The sequence below is a fragment of the Pseudonocardia sp. CA-107938 genome (assembly GCF_050936315.1).
Classification (GTDB): domain Bacteria; phylum Actinomycetota; class Actinomycetes; order Mycobacteriales; family Pseudonocardiaceae; genus Pseudonocardia.
Window position 1 is genome coordinate 3,396,369 of the sequence record NZ_JBNJNA010000001.1, and the last position, 18,937, is coordinate 3,415,305.

At 73.7% G+C, this 18,937-nt stretch carries 23 protein-coding genes and 1 tRNA gene; 10 read left to right on the top strand and 14 right to left on the bottom strand.

The features are described 5' to 3' along the window. Positions 1-52 precede the first annotated feature (52 nt). Entirely contained in the window at positions 53-424 is a 372-nt protein-coding gene (gene pcaC / locus ACQEVB_RS16955; RefSeq protein ID WP_432971859.1) for a 4-carboxymuconolactone decarboxylase, read from the bottom strand. 35 nt (positions 425-459) lie between these two features. On the opposite strand from pcaC, the gene ACQEVB_RS16960 reads away from it, so the two are divergent. Continuing rightward, the gene (locus tag ACQEVB_RS16960) at positions 460-1,110 is read left to right on the top strand and encodes a TVP38/TMEM64 family protein (RefSeq protein WP_432971862.1); all 651 of its coding nucleotides are present in this window, start codon (positions 460-462) and stop codon (positions 1,108-1,110) included. Between the two features lie 3 nt (positions 1,111-1,113). Here the strand turns inward: ACQEVB_RS16960 and ACQEVB_RS16965 are convergent. After that, a tRNA-Leu gene (locus ACQEVB_RS16965) sits at positions 1,114-1,187 on the bottom strand. Positions 1,188-1,206: 19 nt separating this feature from the next. Next, positions 1,207-1,674: a thioredoxin-dependent thiol peroxidase gene (gene bcp / locus ACQEVB_RS16970; RefSeq protein WP_432971865.1), complete on the bottom strand. Its 468-nt coding sequence runs from the start codon at positions 1,672-1,674 to the stop codon at positions 1,207-1,209. Positions 1,675-1,766: 92 nt separating this feature from the next. Between bcp and ACQEVB_RS16975 the strand changes: the two genes are divergently transcribed. Next, positions 1,767-1,988: a DUF3618 domain-containing protein gene (locus ACQEVB_RS16975; protein WP_432971868.1), complete on the top strand. Its 222-nt coding sequence runs from the start codon at positions 1,767-1,769 to the stop codon at positions 1,986-1,988. A gap of 80 nt (positions 1,989-2,068) precedes the next feature. Here the strand turns inward: ACQEVB_RS16975 and ACQEVB_RS16980 are convergent, their stop codons facing one another. The 3 genes from ACQEVB_RS16980 to ACQEVB_RS16990 are packed head-to-tail and all read right to left on the bottom strand — an operon-like array spanning position 2,069 to position 4,513. Further along, on the bottom strand, positions 2,069-3,280 hold the full coding sequence (locus ACQEVB_RS16980) for an NAD(P)/FAD-dependent oxidoreductase (protein ID WP_432971871.1): 1,212 nt from the start codon (positions 3,278-3,280) through the stop codon (positions 2,069-2,071). A 16-nt stretch (positions 3,281-3,296) separates the two neighbouring features. After that, the gene (locus tag ACQEVB_RS16985; protein WP_432971874.1) at positions 3,297-4,076 is read right to left on the bottom strand and encodes a SigB/SigF/SigG family RNA polymerase sigma factor; all 780 of its coding nucleotides are present in this window, start codon (positions 4,074-4,076) and stop codon (positions 3,297-3,299) included. Further along, positions 4,073-4,513 (bottom strand): ATP-binding protein, encoded by a 441-nt coding sequence (locus tag ACQEVB_RS16990; RefSeq protein ID WP_432971877.1) that lies wholly within the window; start codon positions 4,511-4,513, stop codon positions 4,073-4,075. Before ACQEVB_RS16990 ends, ACQEVB_RS16985 begins: the two co-directional genes overlap by 4 nt. 373 nt (positions 4,514-4,886) lie before the next feature. Here ACQEVB_RS16990 and ACQEVB_RS16995 point away from each other — a divergent pair, with 373 nt between their 5' ends. The 3 genes from ACQEVB_RS16995 (at position 4,887) to ACQEVB_RS17005 (ending at position 6,916) form a co-directional block, all read left to right on the top strand. After that, the gene (locus ACQEVB_RS16995) at positions 4,887-5,510 is read left to right on the top strand and encodes a hypothetical protein (RefSeq protein WP_432971879.1); all 624 of its coding nucleotides are present in this window, start codon (positions 4,887-4,889) and stop codon (positions 5,508-5,510) included. Positions 5,511-5,624: 114 nt separating this feature from the next. Further along, positions 5,625-5,897 carry a hypothetical protein gene (locus ACQEVB_RS17000; protein WP_432971881.1) on the top strand — a complete coding sequence of 91 codons (273 nt, stop codon included), beginning with the start codon at positions 5,625-5,627 and terminating at the stop codon, positions 5,895-5,897. Further along, positions 5,897-6,916 (top strand): saccharopine dehydrogenase NADP-binding domain-containing protein, encoded by a 1,020-nt coding sequence (locus ACQEVB_RS17005; protein ID WP_432971884.1) that lies wholly within the window; start codon positions 5,897-5,899, stop codon positions 6,914-6,916. Before ACQEVB_RS17000 ends, ACQEVB_RS17005 begins: the two co-directional genes overlap by 1 nt. A gap of 53 nt (positions 6,917-6,969) precedes the next feature. On the opposite strand, the gene ACQEVB_RS17010 is transcribed toward ACQEVB_RS17005, so the two are convergent. The 3 genes from ACQEVB_RS17010 to ACQEVB_RS17020 all read right to left on the bottom strand — a co-directional run bounded on the left by ACQEVB_RS17010 (position 6,970) and on the right by ACQEVB_RS17020 (position 8,791). Next, the gene (locus tag ACQEVB_RS17010; protein ID WP_432971887.1) at positions 6,970-7,263 is read right to left on the bottom strand and encodes a WhiB family transcriptional regulator; all 294 of its coding nucleotides are present in this window, start codon (positions 7,261-7,263) and stop codon (positions 6,970-6,972) included. 235 nt (positions 7,264-7,498) lie between these two features. Further along, entirely contained in the window at positions 7,499-7,867 is a 369-nt protein-coding gene (locus ACQEVB_RS17015; protein WP_432971890.1) for an STAS domain-containing protein, read from the bottom strand. Between the two features lie 147 nt (positions 7,868-8,014). Beyond that, on the bottom strand, positions 8,015-8,791 hold the full coding sequence (locus ACQEVB_RS17020) for a DivIVA domain-containing protein (RefSeq protein WP_432971893.1): 777 nt from the start codon (positions 8,789-8,791) through the stop codon (positions 8,015-8,017). A 114-nt stretch (positions 8,792-8,905) separates the two neighbouring features. Here ACQEVB_RS17020 and selD point away from each other — a divergent pair, with 114 nt between their 5' ends. The 5 genes from selD to ACQEVB_RS17045 all read left to right on the top strand — a co-directional run bounded on the left by selD (position 8,906) and on the right by ACQEVB_RS17045 (position 14,757). Further along, a complete protein-coding gene (gene selD, locus ACQEVB_RS17025; RefSeq protein WP_432980411.1) occupies positions 8,906-9,928 on the top strand; it encodes a selenide, water dikinase SelD in 1,023 nt (340 codons plus the stop codon). A 23-nt stretch (positions 9,929-9,951) separates the two neighbouring features. Further along, positions 9,952-11,037, top strand: a complete 1,086-nt coding sequence (locus tag ACQEVB_RS17030) for a PLP-dependent cysteine synthase family protein (protein WP_432980414.1) — start codon at positions 9,952-9,954, stop codon at positions 11,035-11,037. A 124-nt stretch (positions 11,038-11,161) separates the two neighbouring features. Further along, positions 11,162-12,565, top strand: coding sequence for an alkaline phosphatase PhoX (locus ACQEVB_RS17035; RefSeq protein WP_432971896.1), 1,404 nt, complete (start codon positions 11,162-11,164; stop codon positions 12,563-12,565). A gap of 117 nt (positions 12,566-12,682) precedes the next feature. After that, entirely contained in the window at positions 12,683-13,198 is a 516-nt protein-coding gene (locus tag ACQEVB_RS17040) for a PH domain-containing protein (RefSeq protein ID WP_432971899.1), read from the top strand. Beyond that, complete coding sequence (locus ACQEVB_RS17045; RefSeq protein ID WP_432971902.1) at positions 13,195-14,757, top strand: PH domain-containing protein; 1,563 nt, start codon at positions 13,195-13,197, stop codon at positions 14,755-14,757. Before ACQEVB_RS17040 ends, ACQEVB_RS17045 begins: the two co-directional genes overlap by 4 nt. A gap of 56 nt (positions 14,758-14,813) precedes the next feature. Here ACQEVB_RS17045 and ACQEVB_RS17050 read toward each other — a convergent pair whose 3' ends face one another. The 5 genes from ACQEVB_RS17050 to ACQEVB_RS17070 form a co-directional block, all read right to left on the bottom strand. Further along, a complete protein-coding gene (locus tag ACQEVB_RS17050; RefSeq protein ID WP_432971905.1) occupies positions 14,814-14,978 on the bottom strand; it encodes a hypothetical protein in 165 nt (54 codons plus the stop codon). Then, positions 14,975-15,589, bottom strand: coding sequence for a ferric reductase-like transmembrane domain-containing protein (locus tag ACQEVB_RS17055; RefSeq protein ID WP_432971908.1), 615 nt, complete (start codon positions 15,587-15,589; stop codon positions 14,975-14,977). Before ACQEVB_RS17055 ends, ACQEVB_RS17050 begins: the two co-directional genes overlap by 4 nt. Next, positions 15,586-16,995, bottom strand: a complete 1,410-nt coding sequence (locus tag ACQEVB_RS17060; protein ID WP_432971911.1) for a HAMP domain-containing sensor histidine kinase — start codon at positions 16,993-16,995, stop codon at positions 15,586-15,588. Before ACQEVB_RS17060 ends, ACQEVB_RS17055 begins: the two co-directional genes overlap by 4 nt. Continuing rightward, positions 16,992-17,660 (bottom strand): response regulator transcription factor, encoded by a 669-nt coding sequence (locus ACQEVB_RS17065; protein ID WP_432971914.1) that lies wholly within the window; start codon positions 17,658-17,660, stop codon positions 16,992-16,994. The genes ACQEVB_RS17060 and ACQEVB_RS17065 overlap by 4 nt, the downstream gene beginning before the upstream one ends. 123 nt (positions 17,661-17,783) lie before the next feature. Next, complete coding sequence (locus tag ACQEVB_RS17070; protein ID WP_432971917.1) at positions 17,784-18,830, bottom strand: amidase family protein; 1,047 nt, start codon at positions 18,828-18,830, stop codon at positions 17,784-17,786. Between the last annotated feature and the right edge of the window lie 107 nt (positions 18,831-18,937).

Genomic DNA, 18,937 nt, shown 5'->3' on the forward strand with positions numbered 1-18,937 from the left:
GCCGCTTCACACAGGTTGCAACCTGTGTGAAGCGGCCCCGCGCTGTGTGAGGTCATTCCTCGGCGAGCACCGCCCGCGCCACGCGAAAAGCCGAGTTGGCCGCGGGCACCCCGCAGTAGATCGCCGACTGCAGCAGCACCTCGACGATCTCCTCCCTGGTCAGCCCGTTGCGCAGGGCTGCGCGCAGGTGCAGCTCCAGCTCCGCCCAATGCCCGTGCGCGACGAGCGCGGTGAGCGTCACGGCGCTGCGCATGCGGCGGTCCAGGCCCGGCCGCGTCCAGATGGCGCCCCACGCGTAGCGGGTGATCAGCTCCTGGAAGTCGGTGGTGACGTCGTCGGCTGCGGCCAGCGCCGCGTCGACGTGCTCGGCGCCGAGCACCTCGCGCCGCACGGCCAGCCCGTCGGGATCGAGAGAGGGGGTCACAGGGGCACGTTAGTGCGCCCGGTAACGTCGAGCGGGTGACGACGTGGGGGCGGGTGCTCGCCGGCGTGGCGCTGACGGCGCTCGTCGGCGTCGGCGCGCTGCTCGCGTGGCGGCTCGGCGGGGCCGCCGACATCCGCGCGACGGTCGCGGCGGCCGGCATGTGGGCGCCGCTGCTGTTCCTCGGCGTGCACAGCCTGGTCACGGTCAGCCCGTTCCCGCGCACGATCTTCACGGTGGCCGCCGGGGTGCTGTTCGGCTCCACCGCCGGCCTGCTGCTCACCGTCACCGCCACCATGGTGTCGGCGGCCGCGGCGTTCTGGCTGGTCCGCGCCGCCGGTGCGGGGTTCGTCGAGCGGCACGCCCCGCGCGCCGCCGTTGCCTGGGTGGGCGAGCGCGTGGAGCGCCGCGGCCTGCTCGCGATGGTGTCGCTGCGGCTGATCCCGATGCTGCCGTTCTCGGTGGTCAACTACGCGTCGGCGCTGTCGGGGGTGCGGTTCCTGCCGTTCCTCGTCGGCACCCTGGTCGGCGTGCTGCCGGGCACGGTCGCGGTCGTCGTGCTCGGCGACGCCGCGCTCGGCGGCAACCCGCCGCCGGCGCTGCTCGCGGTGTCGGTGGCCGGCGCGCTGGTGGGTGTCACCGGCGCGGTGCTGGCGGCACGCCGCCCGGAGCCCGTGGTGGCCGAGTAGGGGTGCCGGCGGCGGGAGTCGAACCCGCACTGTCGGGTACCTAAAACCCGTCCCTCTGCCTGTTGGGGTACGCCGGCGTCGGCCCCAGCCTATCGGTCAGACCGCGAGGTCCTTGCGCAGCTTCGCGACGTGCCCGGTGGCGCGCACGTTGTACTGCGCCTCCTCGACCTTCCCCTCGGCGTCGATCACGAAGGTGGAGCGGATCACGCCGGTGACGGTCTTGCCGTACATCTTCTTCTCGCCGAACGCGCCGTACGCCTCGAGCGTCGCGCGGTCGGGGTCGGACAGCAGCGGGAAGGTCAGGCCCTCCTTGTCGCGGAACTTCGCGAGCTTGGCCGGCTTGTCCGGCGAGATCCCGACGACGTCGAGGCCGGCGTCGTTCAGCTCGGCGAGGTTGTCGCGGAAGTCGCACGCCTGCTTCGTGCAGCCCGGCGTGGACGCGGCCGGGTAGAAGTAGACGACCACGCGGCGGCCGCGGTAGTCGGCGAGCGAGACCTCCTTCTCGTCGGCGTCGAGGAGGGTGAACGAGGGGGCGGTGTCGCCCGGCTGAAGGCGGGTGGTCATCGCCAGATCGTGGCATCCTGCACCGACAGGGGCGCCCTCACCCTCTACGGTGTGCGCTACGCACTACCGGTACCACCCAGAGGAGAGACGTCGTGGCGCGCGACCCGGACACCATCCAGCGAGAGATCGAGAGCGCCCGTGACGCGCTCGCCGAGACCCTCGACGTGCTGGGCGAGAAGGCCAGCCCCCGCCGCCTCGCGGACAACGGCAAGCAGGCCGTCCTCGCGAAGTTCGAGGACCCGAAGATCAAGTACGGCCTGATCGCGATCGGCGCGATCCTGGCGCTGGCGATCCTGCGCAAGCTGTTCCGCTGAGCGCTCCGTCGAGAACGACGTTGTGGTGATCAAATAGCCCTGTTGATCACCACAACGTCGTTCTCGACGCGGCGATCGGGTCAGCTGAGGGCCGCGCGCGTGTGTTCCAGGGCCGCCCGGTCCGCCCCCTCCGCGACGAGCGGGCGGTAGCGCGCGATGAACCGCGCGGCGCCGAACCCCGCCACCGCGACGAGCCGGTCGCCCGCCAGGTAGCCCGCGACGGTGCCGCGGACGGGGCCACCGTCGAACCCGGACCCGTGCAGCGGGACGACGGAGTCGGCGAGCTCCGGCCGGCCGATGAGCTGGATCTTCAGGCCGAACTGATCCGACCAGAAGTAGGGCACGGCAGGGGGCGGCAGCTCCGCACCGAGGATGTCCCTGGCCACGACGGCCGCCTGGTCGCCGGCCGACGTCCAGTGCTCGTGCCGGTGTCGTCGCCCCTCGCGGTCGGTCCACGAGGCGACGTCGCCGACGGCCCACACCCCGTCCAGCCCTTCGACGCGGCCGGTGGCGGTGCACGGCAGCCCGGCAGTGGTGTCGACACCGGTGTCGGCGAGCCAGTCCAGGTCGGGCCGCCCGCCGATCCCGACGACGCCGAGGTCGCCGCGCACCTGCTCGCCACCGGCGAGCTCGACGGCGACGCCGGCCTCGCCCGGATCGGTGAAGCCGGTGATCGACACGCCGGTGCGCAGGTCCACCCCGGCCTCGGCGAACAGCCGCGCGGCGACCGCGGCGACCTCGGCGCCCAGTGCCCGCTCGGCCGGCGCGGCCGCCGCCTCCAGCACCGTGACGTCGACGCCGCGTCCACGCGCCGCGCTCGCCACCTCGGCGCCGATGAACCCGGCCCCGACGACCAGCGCCGACGCCGCCTTCTCCAGGTCGGTGCGCAGGGCCAGCGCGTCGTCGAGCGTGCGCAGCGTGTGCACCTGCGCGGGCTGGCCGGGCAGGGTGCGCGCGACCAGCCCGGTCGCGACGACGATGGCGTCGGCGTAGAGCGACGCCCCGTCCGACAGCTCCACCTCGCCCGGCCGCAGCGCGACCGCGCGCAGCCCCAGGTGCGTGCGCACGCCGAGCTCGTCGAGCCCGTCCTCGGTGCGCAGCACCACCCGCTCGGCCGTCCAGTCACCGGTGAGCAGCTGCTTCGACAGCGGTGGCCGGTCGTACGGCGGGTGCACCTCGGCCCCGGCCAGGCTGATCCGGCCCTGGTAGCCCGCGGCGCGCAGCTGCTCCACGGTGCGCAGCCCGCCGAGCCCGGCGCCGACGACGAGGACGTGCTCGGGTTGTGCGGTCATGTCGTCCCCCGTCTGGTCAGCCGCTGCGCGTCTCGGGATCCAGCCGTTCCCGCAGCCGGTCCAACGTCTGGGAGAGCAACCGGGACACGTGCATCTGCGAGATGCCGACCTTGTCGGCGATCTGCGTCTGGGTGAGGTTGCCGAAGAACCGCAGCATGACGATGGTGCGCTCGCGCTCGGCCAGCTCGGCGAGGAGCGGCCGCAGGGTCTGCCGGAACTCGACGCGGTCCAGCGCGGCGTCGGCCTCGCCGACGAGCTCGCCGACGGTGGCGGTGCCCTGCTCGGAGGAGAGCATCTCGTCCAGGGACGAGCTGCGGTAGGCCTCCGACGCCTCCAGCCCTTCCAGCACGTCCGCGACCGGGATGTCGAGGTGCTGCGCGATCTCCGACGGCTTCGGGGCCCTGCCGAGGTCCTGCGACAGCTGCGACACCGCCGCGTTGATCGACACGTGCAGGTCCTTGAGCCGCCGGGGCACCCGCATCGACCAGCCGAGGTCGCGGAAGTGCCGGCGCACCTCGCCGCTGATCGTGGGCACGGCGAAGGAGAAGAAGTCGGCACCCCGATCGGGGGTGAACCGGTCGATCGCGTGGATCAGCCCGACGGTCGCGACCTGCACGAGGTCGTCGATGGGCTCTCCGCGGTTGGCGAACCGGCGGGCGATGTGCTGGGCCACCGGCAGGTACCCCGTGACCAGCTGTTCCCGCAGAACCTCCCGGGCCGGGTCGTTCTCGTCGAGCGACGAGTACTGCTCGAGCAGGGGCGCCAGGTGCCCGTACTCCTCGTCCGAGCTCGTCACCGCGACAGGTCGCCCGCCCGCTTGTCGAGCCGGATCCCGAGGACTGCCGAACCGCCGTTCCCCTCGCTGCGCTGGGCCTCGACGTGGTCGGCGAGGGTCTGCAGGACGCGCCAGCCGAACGTGTCGGTGGAGACGGCGATGCCGTTCTGCGCCGCCTCGACCTGGGCGTTCACCTCGATCCGCTCGGCCTGCACGCGGAAGATGCAGGTGAGCGAGCTCGTCGGGGCGGCGAGGTCGACGAGGGTGGCGCACGCCTCGTCGACCGCCATGCGGAGGTCGGAGATGGCGTCGAGGTCGAAGTCGGCGCGCGCGGCCAGATCGGAGGCGACGGCCCGGATGGTCGGGATCAGCGCAGCGCTGGCGGCGGTGCGGACCTCCACTGTGGACGTCCCGTCGGCCGGATCGGCCACGGTCGGAGAATCGTCCGGCTCGGTCACGCTTCCGGGCCCTCCCTCTCTGGCGACGGTGCGGCGTCCGACCGGTCGTGATCAGCAGCGACATCAGCAGCGACGCCGGCTGGACCGGGTGGAGCACCGGAATCACCCTACCGTTCCCGCCCGGAGCCGCCGCGGACGACCGCTGGCCGCGCAACCCGCCGATCGGCCCCTGCAGAATATGTGACCGCACACACATCTGGCTTCCGCTCGCGGATCCGCGCCTGCCGCTGGGCGTAATTCATCGGGCCATTACGTCGTCGGAGGCTTCGTGTGGAGTTGACTCCGCCGCAGGTGCGGATGTCGTGGACGGCGACGCCGGCGTGCAGGGGAAGACAGGGTCGGGATGGTCGCGCTACCTGAGGGGTGTGCTCCGGTGCACACCGCCTCCGTCGGCGACTCCGCCGCACGGCTCGAGCCGGTGGCGGGTCGTCGGGTCGTCGCGGTCGTCGTGAGCGCCACCGAGCTGCTGCGCCCGCGGTCCGACCTCGCGAGGATCCTCGAGTCGTTCGACGAGAGCGACGTCCTGTTCGTCGCCGACGAGGACCGGCACGGCGGCGGAGTGGTGGCCCTCCCCGTCGCCGGCGTCGACCAGGCGGTCACGGAGCTCGCCGACCTCGACGACACGTTCGACGACGATCTCGGCGATGACGATCCGGACGATGACGATCAGGACGACGACGTGGATCCCGGCGAGGAGCTGGACCGCGCGGTCGCCGCGCTGGGCCTGCCGGACGTGCGCGCCCACCGCCTCGGGCTGCCCCCCACGTTCGGCGGGGAGGCGGAGCCCGACATCGTCGCCGCACTGAGCGAGCTCGTCGGGTTCGACCCCGAACCCGGCGTGTACTGCCTCGCACCGGCGACCGTCGGCGGCGACTCCGCCGGGAGCACGGTCACCCGTGCCGCCCGGCGCATCGCGCAGGTCTACGGCCTGCCGCTGCTCTCCTACCGCTGCCTCGAGCTCGCCGTGGTGGACGGGGAGCGCGCCGACCGCCGGTAGGAGCTCGGCTGTAGCCGCGTCCAGCGAGATCTCGCCGGGTTCGAGCTCTGGTCGAGGAGCGGACGGCGGACAGGGGTGCGCGCGTGCGCGCTGCCGCCGCGGGGGGAGCTGTTCGTGCGCAACGGCTACGCGGCGATCGCCGGCCGGGCCGGCGTTGCCGTGCAGACGCTCTCATCGACCTGGCTGTCGCCGGGCACGCCGATCAGGTGGCGACACTCGACCGGCGACGTCGCGACGGGGATGCTCGCGCCCGAGATGTACCTCCACTTCGTCGGGGATCGCGGCTGGCTGCCCGAGGAGTGGTGGCGATGGGCGCCGGACGCCCTCTCTGCTCTGCTCCGCCCGCGCCGTTCGGCCAGAGCATCGCTCAGTATGAAGGTGGAGTGATGAACGCGTCCCGGATCCTCGTCGTCGGCGGTTACGGTGCGGTCGGCTCGTCGGTCGCCGCCGAGCTCGGACGCCTGTACCCGGGCCGGGTGTGGGTCGGCGGCCGCGATCCACGGCGAGCCCGACCGGCCCCCGGCGTCGCAGGAGCACTGCGCGTGGACGTGGCAGACGTCGCCGGCTTCGGTCGCCTGCTGGACCGCGAGCGCATCGCCGTGGTGGTGATGTGCGTCGAGCCGGCCGGTGCCGACGCCGTGTCGGCTTGTGTCGGCCGCGGCGTGCACGTCGTCGACCTCGGCGCGTCGGACGAGAGGTTGGCGCTGATCGAGGCGGTGGACGCCGGGTCGGCGACGGTGATCCTCAGCGTCGGTCTCGCCCCGGGGATCACGAACCTGCTCGCGAGACGGGCGAGCGAGCGGTTGGGCGGGGCCGAGTACGTGGACATCGCGATCATGCTCGGCGCCGGCGAGCGGCACGGCCGGGAAGCAGTGCGGTGGACGGTCCGCGGCCTCGCCGCGCCGGCGTCCGGGACCGCGCGGATCAAGGTGGGTCTACCGGGGATCGGGCGGCGGACGGCGTACCCGTTCCCCTTCTCCGATCAGCACACGCTGCGGCGCACCCTGGGCGTGGACCGGGTGACGACCCGGCTCTGCCTGGAGAGCGAGGCGCTGGGGGCCGCCCTGTTCGGAGCCCGGAAGCTGGGCGTGTTCCGGCTCGCCCGGCAACGACGGGGGGAGGAGCTGCTGACCGGCGTGCTCCACGGCGCGCACCTCGGTGGAACCGATGCGTTCGCCGTCCGCGTCGACGCCCGCCGCGGGCGCCGACGCGTGGCCTGCGGCATGAGCGGGCACAACCAGAGCCGCATGACCGCCCGCGTCGCGGTGGAGGTGATGCGCCTCCTCGAGGAGGGCGCGCTACCGCCCGGCGTGCAGCACATCGACCAGGTGCCGGTCCTGGCCGAGATCCCCGATCGGCTCGCCGGTGCCGGGACGACGTCCTGGACGTTCGACGAGACGGCCTGACCCCTAGGAGGGTGCTGAAAAGCTCGCTACGGCCGGAGCTTTTCAGCGCGCTCCTAGCTCGCGATCGCGATCCCGCGGCTCTCCAGGATCGTCTTGCGCTCGGCCTCGGCGAGGCCGCCCCACACGCCGAACGGCTCGCGGGTCTGCAGGGCGAACTCGCGGCACTGGGCCATCACGGGGCAGCGGCCGCAGATCTCCTTGGCGTGCGCGGTGCGCCGGGCACGTGAGGGGTTGCGCTCGCCGTCCGGGTGGAAGAAGACGGCGCTGTCCATGCCCCGGCACGCCCCCAGGCGCTGCCACTGCCAGGCGTGATCCATGGGACCGGGAAGCCGGGACACGTCGCTCATCGTCACCTCACGTCCGTTCGTGCCCGATGTTTGGCCGGGCGGTCGACGGCGGCATTCCCGGCGGCATGGCCTGCCAAACGTCCGTCATGGACGGTCGGGGCAGCACGGGACCGCCGTGGCGCCTCCCGGATCGGTCGGTGACGGCAAAAGTGCAGCTCAACGTCGTTCACTTGGCAGGTCTGACCGCACACCTTCAGTCGAATGTGATGCGGGTCACATCCGATCGGGGTGTGGGTCAGGTCGAGCGGGCGCTCTCCACGCTGTCGCGCACGTCGAACAGGCCCACGAGACCGGCGATCGTCAACGGTCGCAGCACCCGACGGGTGGTGCACACCAACCGCAGCGGCACGTCCGCGGCGCGCGCCGCGTCGCGCAGCTCGACGAGGACGGCGAGCCCGCTGGTGCCGAGGAAGGTGATGCCCTCCATGTCCACCACGAGCAGGGCGGCCGACTGCAGCTCGTCCAGGAGGAGCGTGCGCAGCTGCGGCGAGGTGAGCATGTCGACCTCGCCGCCGATCGAGACGATCCGGACGCCGTCGTCCTCGGCGCGGGTCGTGAGGGTGATCTGGCCGTCCGTGTCGGCGGGCGGTCGCACCGAAGTCATGTGTGCTCTCCCGGGTCGGCGACGGCGACCACGGTAGGACGCCCGCTGCTTCCGCGCATCTTGGGAGCGTCGGCCGCGAACACGAAGATCGCGCCGGGCCCGAGGTCGGAACCTCGGGCCCGGCGCGATGTCGGGCTGTGCGCGGGATCAGCTCGTGCCGGAGCTGATCTCCTTCGTCTCGGCCACGATCGGGGAGGCCTTCTCGATCTCGCTGCCCAGCAGCTTGTGCAGGCGCGCCATCTCGGAGCGGACGCCGTCGTGCAGGCCCCCGATGCGGCGCAGCTCGTGCTCGGCGGCCTCGCGGCGGCGGCGGGCCTCCTGCTCACCCCGGGAGCGCAGCTCCTCGGCGCGGTTGCGGGCGTCCGTGACGAGCGCCTCGGCCGAGCGCTGGGCCTCCTCGGTGATGCGGGTGGCGTCCTCGCGGGCGGCGGCCAGGGTGACCGCGGCCTGCTGTTCGCGCTCCTGGATGGCGACGTTGCGCTGCGCGGCCTCCTGGTCGAGCTCTGCGGAGCGGGCGATCAGCTTCTGCTCGACCTCGTGCCGGTGCCGCTCCGCCTCGGCGCGGGCCTGCTCGACCAGCGCGGTGGCCTCGTTGGCGGCGCGGTTGCGCACGTCGGCGGCCTCGTGCTCGGCCAGGCGCAGGATCTTCTCCGCGCGGAAGCCGAAGCTCTCCTGGGACATCGCAGGCTCTGGAGTGGCCACCTGGCTGCGCGCCGCGCGCAGGTCGCTCTCGAGCTTCTGGGCGTGCTGCTCGGCGGACTGGCGGGCCGATTCCGCGGCGGCGACGCGGTCGCGCATCTCGCGCAGGGCACGGTCGACCTGGTCGCGGTCGTAGCCGCGTCGAACGACCTCGAAGGACGAGCCGGCGGGTGTGGGTACGCCACCACTGCTCTGGACTGGCTGTTGCGCCGGAGTAATCGTCACGTGGCGGAGTGTCTTACCCCGATCGGGGGCCGGGCCACTGCCCTTCGGCGGGCGGCCCCGTCGAAGCGGTCGACGGTGAGTGGTCACCGTAGGCTCCTGACCGTGTCCACGTCACTGTCCGGTCGTCGCCTCACAGCGTTCAGTCACGGCGCGGGGTGCGGCTGCAAACTCGCCCCTGGCCTGCTGGCGGACGTGCTGGGACAGGTGGCCGTGCCGGCCCACGGCGACCTGCTCGTCGGCACCGAGACGGGTGACGACGCCGCGGTCTGGCGCATCGCACCCGACCGGGCGCTCGTCGCCACCACCGACTTCTTCACCCCCGTCGTGGACGACGCGCGCACGTGGGGCCGGATCGCCGCGCAGAACGCCGTCTCGGACGTGTACGCGATGGGCGGGCGCCCGCTGTTCGCGCTCAACCTCGTCGCGTGGCCGAGCGTGGACCTGCCGGTCGCGCTGCTCGGTGAGGTGCTCGCCGGTGGGGCGGAGATCGGTCGCGAAGGCGGGTTCCCGATCGTCGGCGGGCACTCGATCGACGATCCCGAGCCCAAGTACGGGCTCGCCGTCGTCGGCGAGGTCGACCCGGCGCACCTGCTCACCAACGCCGGCCTGCGCGACGGGGACGCACTCGTGTTGACCAAGGCGCTCGGCGTCGGCGTCGCCACCACCGCGATCAAGGCGGGCACGGCGACCCCCGAGCTGGCTGCGGCCGCGATCGCGTCCATGACCGCGTCGAACGCGGCCGCCGCTGCGGCGGCGCGCGCTGCGGGTGCCACCGGAGCCACCGACGTCACCGGCTTCGGCCTGCTCGGGCACCTCACGAAGATGGCCGCGGCGTCGGGCGTCGACGCGGAGCTCGATGTGGCCGCCGTCCCGTTCCTGGACGGGGTGCGCGAGCTGGCGGCGGCCGGCACGGTGCCCGGCGGGTCGCGGCGCAACCGTGACTGGGTCGCGGCGGCCGTCGACGCGGGGGAGCGCAGCGAGCTGGACGTGCTGCTGCTCGCGGACGCCCAGACCTCCGGCGGGCTGCTCTTCGGCGCGGCACCGGAGCGGGCCGCCGCGGCGGTCGCGGAGCTGGGTGCACCGGCAGCCGTCGTCGGCCGGGTGCGGGCCGGTTCCGGGAAGGTGGTGCTGACGTGAGCGAGCTTGCAAGCGAACCATCGATGCGGTCGCGCGACTGGGTGATCGAGGCGATCCGGCGGGTCGAGGCCGACGCCAACCGCTCCGCCGACACGCACCTGCACGTCCTGCCGCTGCCCGCGCAGTGGGGCATCGACGTCTACCTCAAGGACGAGTCGGTGCACCCCACCGGCAGCCTCAAGCACCGGCTCGCCCGCTCCCTGTTCCTCTATGCGCTGGCCAACGGCTGGATCGTCGAGGGCACCCACGTCGTGGAGGCCAGCTCGGGCTCCACCGCCGTGTCGGAGGCCTACTTCGCGCAGCTGATCGGGGTGCCGTTCACGACGGTGGTGCCGCGCTCGACCAGCGCGGAGAAGATCGCGCTCGTCGAGCGGTACGGCGGGAAGTGCCACTTCGTCGACAAGCCGCTGGAGATGTACACCGAGGCGCAGCGGCTGGCCGCCGAGTGCGGCGGCCCGCAACGGGGCCACTACATGGACCAGTTCACCTTCGCCGAGCGGGCCACCGACTGGCGCGGCAACAACAACATCGCCGAGTCGATCTTCGAGCAGCTGGCGCTGGAACCGCACCCCGTGCCGGAGTGGATCGTGATGGGCGCCGGCACCGGCGGCACGTCCGCGACGATCGGGCGCTACCTGCGCTACCGCCGCCACCGCACCCGGCTCGCCGTCGTCGACCCGGAGAACTCGGCGTACGCGCCCGGCTGGGCGGCCGGCATCCCCGACTACGCCACCGGCATGCCGTCGCGGATCGAGGGGATCGGCCGCCCGCGCATGGAGCCGAGCTTCATGCCGTGGGTGATCGACACGATGATCGCGGTGCCCGACGCCGCGAGCGTCGCCGCCGCCCGGCACCTGCTCGACACCACCGGCCGGTTCGTCGGCGGCTCCACCGGCACCAACCTGTGGGGCGTCTACCAGCTCGTCGCGCGGATGCTGGCCGACGGCGTGCGCGGCAGCATCGTCACGCTGATCTGCGACGGCGGCGAGCGCTACCGGCACAGCTACTTCGACGACGAGTGGGTCGCCGCGCAAGGCATGGACCTGCAGCCCTACCGCGAGACGATCGAGCGGTTCCTCGTCACCGGGGAATGGGCACCACCGGCCTGACGTGTCATCTCGGACACAGGCCCGCCGCCGTTGGCCCGCCGTTCACCTTCCCGTCGTCCGGGTGGGCGAACGTGGCGCCCGGCCGGGCGACACGCGCCCGCCGGCCAGCGAACGGGAGTGATCCATGAACGTGTCCCGGCGGGGACTGCTGCGGGGCGCCGGCGCCGGCGTCCTGCTCATCGGCAGCACCGAGATGCTCGCGGGATGCGCCCCCGCTGCCTCGACTGCCCCCGGCGCGGTCGGGGCGGGGGAGACCTTCACCGGCTACGGCGAGCTCGTCGCCGACCCGAAGGGCATGCTCGCGCTGCCGAAGGACTTCCGGTACACCGTCGTCACCCACGCCGGTGTCACGAAGCTGGACTCCGGCGAGCCCACACCGCGCAACCACGACGGCACCGGCGCGTTCGCCCGTCCCGGCGGCGGCGTCGTGCTCGTCAACAACCACGAGATCCGCGACGGGTTCGGCACCGAGCTGCCCGTCCCCCACCACGACGGACTCACCTACGACCCGGGCGCCGCCGGCGGCTGCACCGTGGTCAGCACCGACGCGCAGGGCAACCGCACCGGCGAGATCGTCGGCGTCGCCGGGACCGCCACCAACTGCGCGGGCGGCGTCTCGCCGTGGGGCACGTGGCTGACCTGCGAGGAGATCGACGCGCTCGCCGGCAAGGACAGCTTCCAGAAGGACCACGGCTACGTCTTCGAGGTCGACCCGTTCGACGCCGCCGCCAACCGCGACCCGCAGCCGATCAAGGCGCTGGGCCGGTTCGAGCACGAGGCCGTCGCCATCGACCCGCAGCGCGGCCACATCTACCTCACCGAGGACTCGTCCAAGCCCAACGGCATGCTCTACCGCTGGACGCCGCCCGCCGGCTACTCCGCCGGCAAGGGCGCGCTGCGCAAGCTGGGCCCGACCGACGGCGAGCTGGCCGTGATGAAGGCCAGCGACGGGCAGGGGCGGCACGTGTCCGACCTGTCGATGGCCACCGCCGTCGGCACGCAGTACAAGCTCGAGTGGGTGCCGGTGCCCGACCGGGACGGCCGCACCAAGCCCGTCCGGCAGCAGTTCGGCGACGCCGACGCCACCCGTGCCCGCAAGCTCGAAGGCGCCTGGTGGGACGCCGGCGGCGCGTGGATCGTGGCGAGCTACGCGCGGGAGGAGAGCCCGGTCGCGCACGACGGGCAGGTGTGGTTCTACGACCCCGCCACCTCGATGCTGACGCTCAAGCTGCTGCTCGCCCGCAACCCCGCGCCCGGCAGCGACGGCTCCTTCGACGGCCCGGACAACATCTCGATCTCCCCGCACGGCGGCGTGATCATCGCCGAGGACGGCGAGGGCGTGCAGCACCTCATGGGGGCGACGCCCGCGGGAGCCACGTTCCCGGTGGCCCGCAACGACTTCACGGACAAGACCAAGGACGTCGAGTTCACCGGGCCCGTCTACTCGCCGGACGGCAGCATCCTGTTCGCCAACATCCAGGAGCCCGGCTACATGTTCGCGATCACCGGGCCGTGGCAGAAGTCCTGACGGTCCCGCCCGCCGCGTCGAGAACGAACTTACGGTGATCAACAAGCCCTGTTGATCACCACAACGTCGTTCTCGACGCGGTGATCAGGTGCGGCCGGTGTGCGGCAGACTGCGGGTGTGAGCCTGCCGTCCGCCGAGACCGTCCCGCCCGCCCGCGTGCGGTTGCGCCCGCCGACCCACCAGGTGCACCCGCGTGCCGTCACGTGGTGGCGGTTGCAGGACGGTGCCGTCTACGGGGTGCTGCTGCTCGCGGGTGTCGTGGCCCTGCTGTTCACGCAGCCGGTGTGGCTGGTCCTGCTCGTCGTGGCGCTCGCCGTGATCGCCGCGGTCGACACCGCGCTGCTGCCGCGGGTCCGCTACGCGCGGCACCGCTGGGAAGCCACCGACCAGGCCGTCTACGTGCGGGACGGGGTGCTGTTCGAGGACTGGCGGGTGGCGCCGCTGTCCCGCGTGCAGACCGTCGACACCCAGCGCGGGCCGCTGCAGCAGTGGCTGGGGCTCTCCACGGTCACCGTCACCACCGCGTCGACCGCGGGCTCGCTGAAGATCCACGGCCTGGAGAAGGAGGCCGCCGCCGAGCTCGTCGAACGGCTCACGGCCGCCACGGAGGCCACCCCGGGCGACGCCACATGAGCTCCCCGGAATCCGCCACGGCCGAGGCGCCCGCCGTCGATCCCGAGGACGGGTGGCGGCGGCTCGACCGGCGCACCATCTGGGTGGCGCCGCTGCGCCCGCTCGGCACCCTGCTGCTGACCGGGCTGGTCGTCATCACGTTCCGCGGGTGGGACAAGGTCGGCTTCGTCGAGCCCGTGATCGGACTCGTGCTCGCCGCCGGCGGGTTCGCGCACTCGGCCTGGTCGTGGGCCACCACCCGCTACCGCATCACCGCGACCCACGTCGAGCTGCGCGGCGGCATCCTCGTGCGCACGCACCGGGCCGTCGCGCGCGACCGGCTGCGCACCGTCGACATCACCGCCGACCTCCTCCACCGCATCGCCGGGCTCGCCGTCGTCGCCGTCGGCACGGGGCGGCAGGGCGGGGAGTCCGACGACGAGCTGAAGCTCGAGTCCCTCGCTCGCCGCGACGCGGACGAGCTGCGCACCGTGCTCCTCGCCCGGCGGACGGTCGCGCCGGCGCCCGTGGCGGACGCCGCTGCCCCCACCCCGCCGCCTGCGGACGAGCTGAGCCGGTTCGACCCGCGCTGGGTGCTGCTCGCGCCGCTGTCGCTGATGGGGCTCGTCGCCGTCGCCGTCGTGGCCGGTGCAGGGGCCCAGCTGCTGCGGACGGCGCTCGGCGACGAGGTCTTCGCCTCCGCCCCCGTGCGGGCCCTGTGGGACTGGGTCACGTCGTTCTCCGTGCTGCTCGTCCTGGGCCTCGCCGCGGTGGTGCTGCTCGTGGCCAACGCGGTGCTCTCACCCGTCCTCTACGTGCTGGTGTACGGCGGCTTCCGGCTCACCCGTCACGACGACAGCCTGCACGTCAGCTACGGGCTGATCACCCAGCGCTCGGTCACCATCGAGGAGCGGCGCATCCGCGGCGTCCGGCTGGCCGAACCGCTCCTGCTGCGCGCGGTCAAGGCCGGCCGGCTCGCCGCCGTCGCGGCCGGGCTGGGGGCCAAGAAGGACTCCGAGGGGAAGGAGAAGGGCGAGAACGACATGCTGCTGCCCACCGCGCCCGTCGCGGAGGCGCACCGGGTCGCCGCGGCCGTGCTGCGCAGCGCGGAGTCGCCGCTGGCCGCGCCCCTGCGCCGGCACCCGGTCGCGGCGCTGCGGCCGATCGCGCTGCAGTGGTCGGTGTTCGCGCTCCCGGCGGTCGTGCTCGGCATCCTCGCCGCCCTCGACGTCGTCGCCGCGTGGCTGCCGGAGGCGGCGCTCGTGCTCGTCGTCGCCGGGGTGCTCGGGGCAGCGCTGGAGTACGCGAACCTCGGCCACGCCCGCTCCGGCGACTACCTCGTCGCCCGGCACGGCTCCGGGGTGCGCACCACCACGGCCGTCCGCTGCGACGGGATCATCGCCTGGCAGTTCCGGCGCTCGGTGTTCCAGCGCCGCCCCCGCCTCCTCACCGCCACCGCCGCCGTCGCGGCCGGGAAGGGCGCCCACACCATCAGGTACGCCGACCAGGACGGCGTCCTGCTCGTGGCCCGCGACGCCGTCCCCGGCCTCCTCGACGCGTTCCTGGAGCCCGACACGTAACCCGCGCGAGTCGCGGTTCCGGTGTCGACGAGTCGTGGATTCCGGACCCTCCGACGTCAGTCGTCGGCGGTGCGGCCTTCGCGGAAGGTCTCCGTGCTCGCCCACGTCGACAGACCCTGCCGCGCGATCTCGGTCGCCGTGGGCACGGCACCGGCCAGCACGCAGATGACGGTCAGCGTGACGGCCACGACGCGGGCGGTCCGGCGGCGCGCGCTGATCATGCCCGCACCTTCCGCGCGCGGGTGACCCACTGCCGGACCGGGCGCAGGCGCAGGGCCCAGAGCACGCTCGTGACACTCACGAAAGCGACGGCGAAGGCCTCGCTCCCGATGAACACGAGGTGCAGTGCGACCAGCAGCATCACGGGGAGGACGAGCAGGTGCAGCCGTTTCCAGTCGCGGCCGAGCAGCCGCATGGACCAGCGGTTGGACGTGAGCGCGAGCGGGACGAGCAGCAGCGTGGCCATCGTGCCCGCGGCCTGCCCCGCGGTGCCGGCGATGCCGGTTCGCCAGCCGTGCTCGTCGAGGGTCGCGGCGAGCACCAGGTCGGTCATGGCGATCGCGAAGGTCCAGAGCCCGTAGTCGCGCCGCAGGATGACGTGCCACCGCCATCCGGTGACGGTCGCGATCGGGGTGATCGCGTACGAGCCGACGAGCGTGCAGAGCGCGGCCTTGCCCAGGACGTCGGGCGCCCGGCGGTGCAGCTCCTCCAGAGCGCCGGGCTCGCCGAACGCGACGTCGAGCAACAACGGTGCCGCGAGCAGCACGACGGCGGCCGGGGCGAGCCGGGCGACGGCGAGTGCCACCTCGGCCCGGGCGGTGCTTGTGGTCATGAGCCGAGGGTGGGCCGTCGCGGTGAGACCGGTGCTCGACCGGGGTGAGAGTCGGGTGAGAGCGTGAAGCCGATCGCTGCTCCACCGCCGGCGCGGCTCTCGACGAAGACGGTGCCGCCGTGCGCGGCCGCGACGGTGCGGACGATGGCCAGTCCGAGCCCGGATCCGGGTCGGGACCGCGCGTCGTCGGCCCGGTAGAACCGGTCGAAGATCCGGTCACGGTCCTCGTCGGCGACGCCCGGACCGCGGTCGAGCACGACGATCCGCCCGCTGCTGACGACGATCTCGATCGGCGACCCGTCGTCGTCGAACTTCGCCGCGTTGTCGACGAGGTTGGTGAGGGCCCGATCGAGCGCGCCGGGCCGGCCCTCGACGACGACGGGCTCGGCGTCGACGGTGATCGTGCGGCCGGTGCGGGTCCGTGCCCGCGCCGCGACGGCTTCGGCCAGCTCGGCGAGCGGGACGCGCCGCACCGGTTCGGTGGTGTGGCGCTCGCTCGAGATCCCGACGAGCTCGTCGACGAGGAGGGTGAGCTCGCGGGTCTCGTTGTCGAGGTCGTCGAGCAGTGCCGCCTGCGCGTCGGGCGTGAGCTCGGCGAAGCGGCGCAACACCGTGACGTTGGTGCGCATGCTGGTGAGCGGGGTCCGCAGTTCGTGTCCGGCGTCCTCGATGAGCCGGCGCTGGTCGGCGCGGGCGCGGGCGAGCTCGTCGAGCATGGTGGTGATGGCGGCGCCGAGCCGGCCGACCTCGTCGCGGCCGGCCGGGGGCACCGGGGTGTCCAGGCGGCCGCTGGCGGCGACCCGTTCGGCCGTGACCGTGAGGCGGTGCAGCCGGCGGGTGACCCGGTCCGCGACGCGCCATCCCGCGAGCGCGGCGAGCCCGAACAGCACGACCCCGACCCCGAGCATGAGCTCCGCGAGGTGCCCGAGGAGTCGCACCGCCTCGGTCGTCCGGTGCGCGATCTGCACCGCGCCCCGGCCGCCGCCCAGCGCCACGGCGACCACCCGGTAGCTCTCCCCGTCCGCGTCGAGGACGTGCTCGGCCTGGTCGCCGGGCACGGACGCGGCAGCGACGGCGACGTCCGCCGGATCGACCGGCAGCAGCGGCCGCCCGGCGTCGCGCACCGCGATCGTCCCGCCCGGTCCGAGCACCTGCGTGATGACCAACCGCGAGGTCATCACCCGGAACTCGGCGCCGGCGTGGTCGGGCGGCGCATCGAAGGCGGCGGTGCCCAGCTCGGCGTGCCGGGCCCGGTCGGCAACGGCATCGACCAGCGCCCGGAAGGACTGCTCGGTGTCGACGGTCAGCACGCTGCGGAACGCGGCGTAGCTCAGCACGAGCGCCGCCGCGATCGCCACCCCCGCGACGGCGACGCAGGCGGCGGCGAACCGCGCGCGCAGCGTCATCGGCCGCGGATCGTGTAGCCCACACCGCGCACGGTGTGGATCAGCCCGTCGCCGAGCTTGCGGCGCAGGTACCCGATGTAGACCGCGAGGTTCTTCGAGTCGGGACCGAACTCGTACCCCCAGATCCGGTCGTAGATCGTGCTGTGCTCCAGCACGACCCCGACGTTGCGCACGAGCAGCTCCAGCAGGTCGAACTCCGTCTTCGACAGCTCGACCTCCGCCGGTCCGCGCCACGCCCGCCGCGCGGCCGGGTCGATGCGCAGCTCGCCGACCGTCAGCGGCGTGCCCGCGGCGCCCGGCTCGGCCCTGCGCAGTAGCGCCCGCAGCCGCGCGAGCAGCTCGTCGACCTCGAACGGCTTGACGAGGTAGTCGTCGGCGCCCGCGTCGAGGCCGGCCACCCGGTCCTCCGTCGCGTGGCGGGCGGTCAGCATGAGGATCGGCGTCCGATCGCCGTGGCCGCGCAGAACCCGGCAGACCCCGACACCGTCGACGCCCGGCAGCATCACGTCCAGGACGACGACGGCCACGCCGGCCCGCCGCCGCGGGTCGAGCGCCTCCACCCCGTCGGCCGCCTGCACGACGTCGTACCCCGCCAGCTCCAGCGCCCGGGTCAGTGCATCCCGGATGGCCCGGTCGTCGTCGACGAGCAGCACCTTCGTCCGCATCCGATCATGATGGTCCCGGCGGGTAAGAGTTCGGCAAGCCGCAACTCGCCGACGCGAGAACCGCGACTCGCCGACGCGAGAACCGCGACTCGCGCGCACCGAAACCGCGACTCGCGCGCCGCGTCAGGCGTAGACGCGGGGGGCTGCGGCGCCCGTCGCCGGGACAGCTCGGCGTTCGAGCACCGCGGCCGCGGCGAGCAACGCGCCTTCCGCGCCCGGTCGCCCGACGAGCTGGACGGCGGCGAGGCGGCCGTCCACCAGCACCGGCGCGACGACGGCGGGGAGTCCGGCGGCGCTCCACGCGCGGGTGAGCACGGTGCGGCGCAGCGGGCCGGCGTCGGCCGGGAGCGGGCCGGTGACGGCGGGGCAGAGCAGGAGGTCGAAGCGGCCCGCGTCGAGCCAGGCGATCGCCCGCTCGCGCCATGCGGCGCGGCGCCGCATCGGGTACGGCGGGTCGGCGAGCACGATCGCGGCCTCGCCCGGCCAGGCCCGCAGCCGGGCGGCTGCGCCGATGACGGCGGCGCGCTGGTCGGCGTGCAGTCGCCGGGACCGGCCGAACGGGGCCGGCACGGCCAGCGACAGCGCCACCCGCGCCGGGTGGCCCGGGTCGGCGAGCGGCGCGTCCCCCAGGACGCCGAGGAGCAGCGCGGCATCGCGGGCAGACCTGGCCAGCACCCCGGTGCGACCCGGGTCCGGTAGGCCGGCGACGGCGGCGACGAGACCGCGCTCGGCGGCGCCGACGCGCAGCCCGTCACCGTGGTCGGTCCCGACCGCGAGCGTGGCCAGGCGCTCCCCGACGGCGTCGGCCTCCGCGCGCGTGCTGCCGACGACGACCGCCCCGGCCGCGCGCAGGCGCCGGACCAGCTCGTCGTCGCGCCGCGCCGGTTCGGGCCCGTGGCGGGTGGCCCAGCCGGACACGTCGATGGTGTCGGCGACGGCGATCGGCACGCCGGCCAGCGGCAGGGCGAAGCGGTCGTGGCGGGTGTCGACGGCCGCGGCCTCGAGCATGACGCGCTCCCGGTCGTGCGCCACGAACGGGCTGGGGCCGGGGCGGGCGGCGATGCGGGTCAGGTGCGCCTCGGCGACGTCGACGGCGCAGCTGAGCCCGTCGTGCACGCGCGTGACCAGCTCGACCGCGTCGAGCGCGGTGAGGTCGGCTGCGTCGTGCATCCGCTCACCTTGGCACAGCGACGTCGGTGGACGGGCAACACCGCAGGTCGTGTCGCGTCCCGACCGGATATTGAGCCTGTTCGACTCAAGTACGGTGTGACAGGGTT

What these genes read in the sequence shown, in the direction of transcription:
- ACQEVB_RS17030 (WP_432980414.1), top strand. Translation starts at nt 9,952, where the DNA reads ATGCGGTCGCGCGACTGGGTGATCGAGGCGATCCGGCGGGTCGAGGCC.
- ACQEVB_RS17015 (WP_432971890.1), bottom strand. Translation starts at nt 7,867, where the DNA reads ATGACTTCGGTGCGACCGCCCGCCGACACGGACGGCCAGATCACCCTC.
- ACQEVB_RS17035 (WP_432971896.1), top strand. Translation starts at nt 11,162, where the DNA reads ATGAACGTGTCCCGGCGGGGACTGCTGCGGGGCGCCGGCGCCGGCGTC.
- ACQEVB_RS16980 (WP_432971871.1), bottom strand. Translation starts at nt 3,280, where the DNA reads ATGACCGCACAACCCGAGCACGTCCTCGTCGTCGGCGCCGGGCTCGGC.
- ACQEVB_RS17050 (WP_432971905.1), bottom strand. Translation starts at nt 14,978, where the DNA reads ATGATCAGCGCGCGCCGCCGGACCGCCCGCGTCGTGGCCGTCACGCTG.
- ACQEVB_RS17005 (WP_432971884.1), top strand. Translation starts at nt 5,897, where the DNA reads ATGAACGCGTCCCGGATCCTCGTCGTCGGCGGTTACGGTGCGGTCGGC.
- bcp (WP_432971865.1), bottom strand. Translation starts at nt 1,674, where the DNA reads ATGACCACCCGCCTTCAGCCGGGCGACACCGCCCCCTCGTTCACCCTC.
- ACQEVB_RS17055 (WP_432971908.1), bottom strand. Translation starts at nt 15,589, where the DNA reads ATGACCACAAGCACCGCCCGGGCCGAGGTGGCACTCGCCGTCGCCCGG.
- ACQEVB_RS17045 (WP_432971902.1), top strand. Translation starts at nt 13,195, where the DNA reads ATGAGCTCCCCGGAATCCGCCACGGCCGAGGCGCCCGCCGTCGATCCC.
- ACQEVB_RS17065 (WP_432971914.1), bottom strand. Translation starts at nt 17,660, where the DNA reads ATGCGGACGAAGGTGCTGCTCGTCGACGACGACCGGGCCATCCGGGAT.
- ACQEVB_RS17060 (WP_432971911.1), bottom strand. Translation starts at nt 16,995, where the DNA reads ATGACGCTGCGCGCGCGGTTCGCCGCCGCCTGCGTCGCCGTCGCGGGG.
- ACQEVB_RS17010 (WP_432971887.1), bottom strand. Translation starts at nt 7,263, where the DNA reads ATGAGCGACGTGTCCCGGCTTCCCGGTCCCATGGATCACGCCTGGCAG.
- ACQEVB_RS17070 (WP_432971917.1), bottom strand. Translation starts at nt 18,830, where the DNA reads ATGCACGACGCAGCCGACCTCACCGCGCTCGACGCGGTCGAGCTGGTC.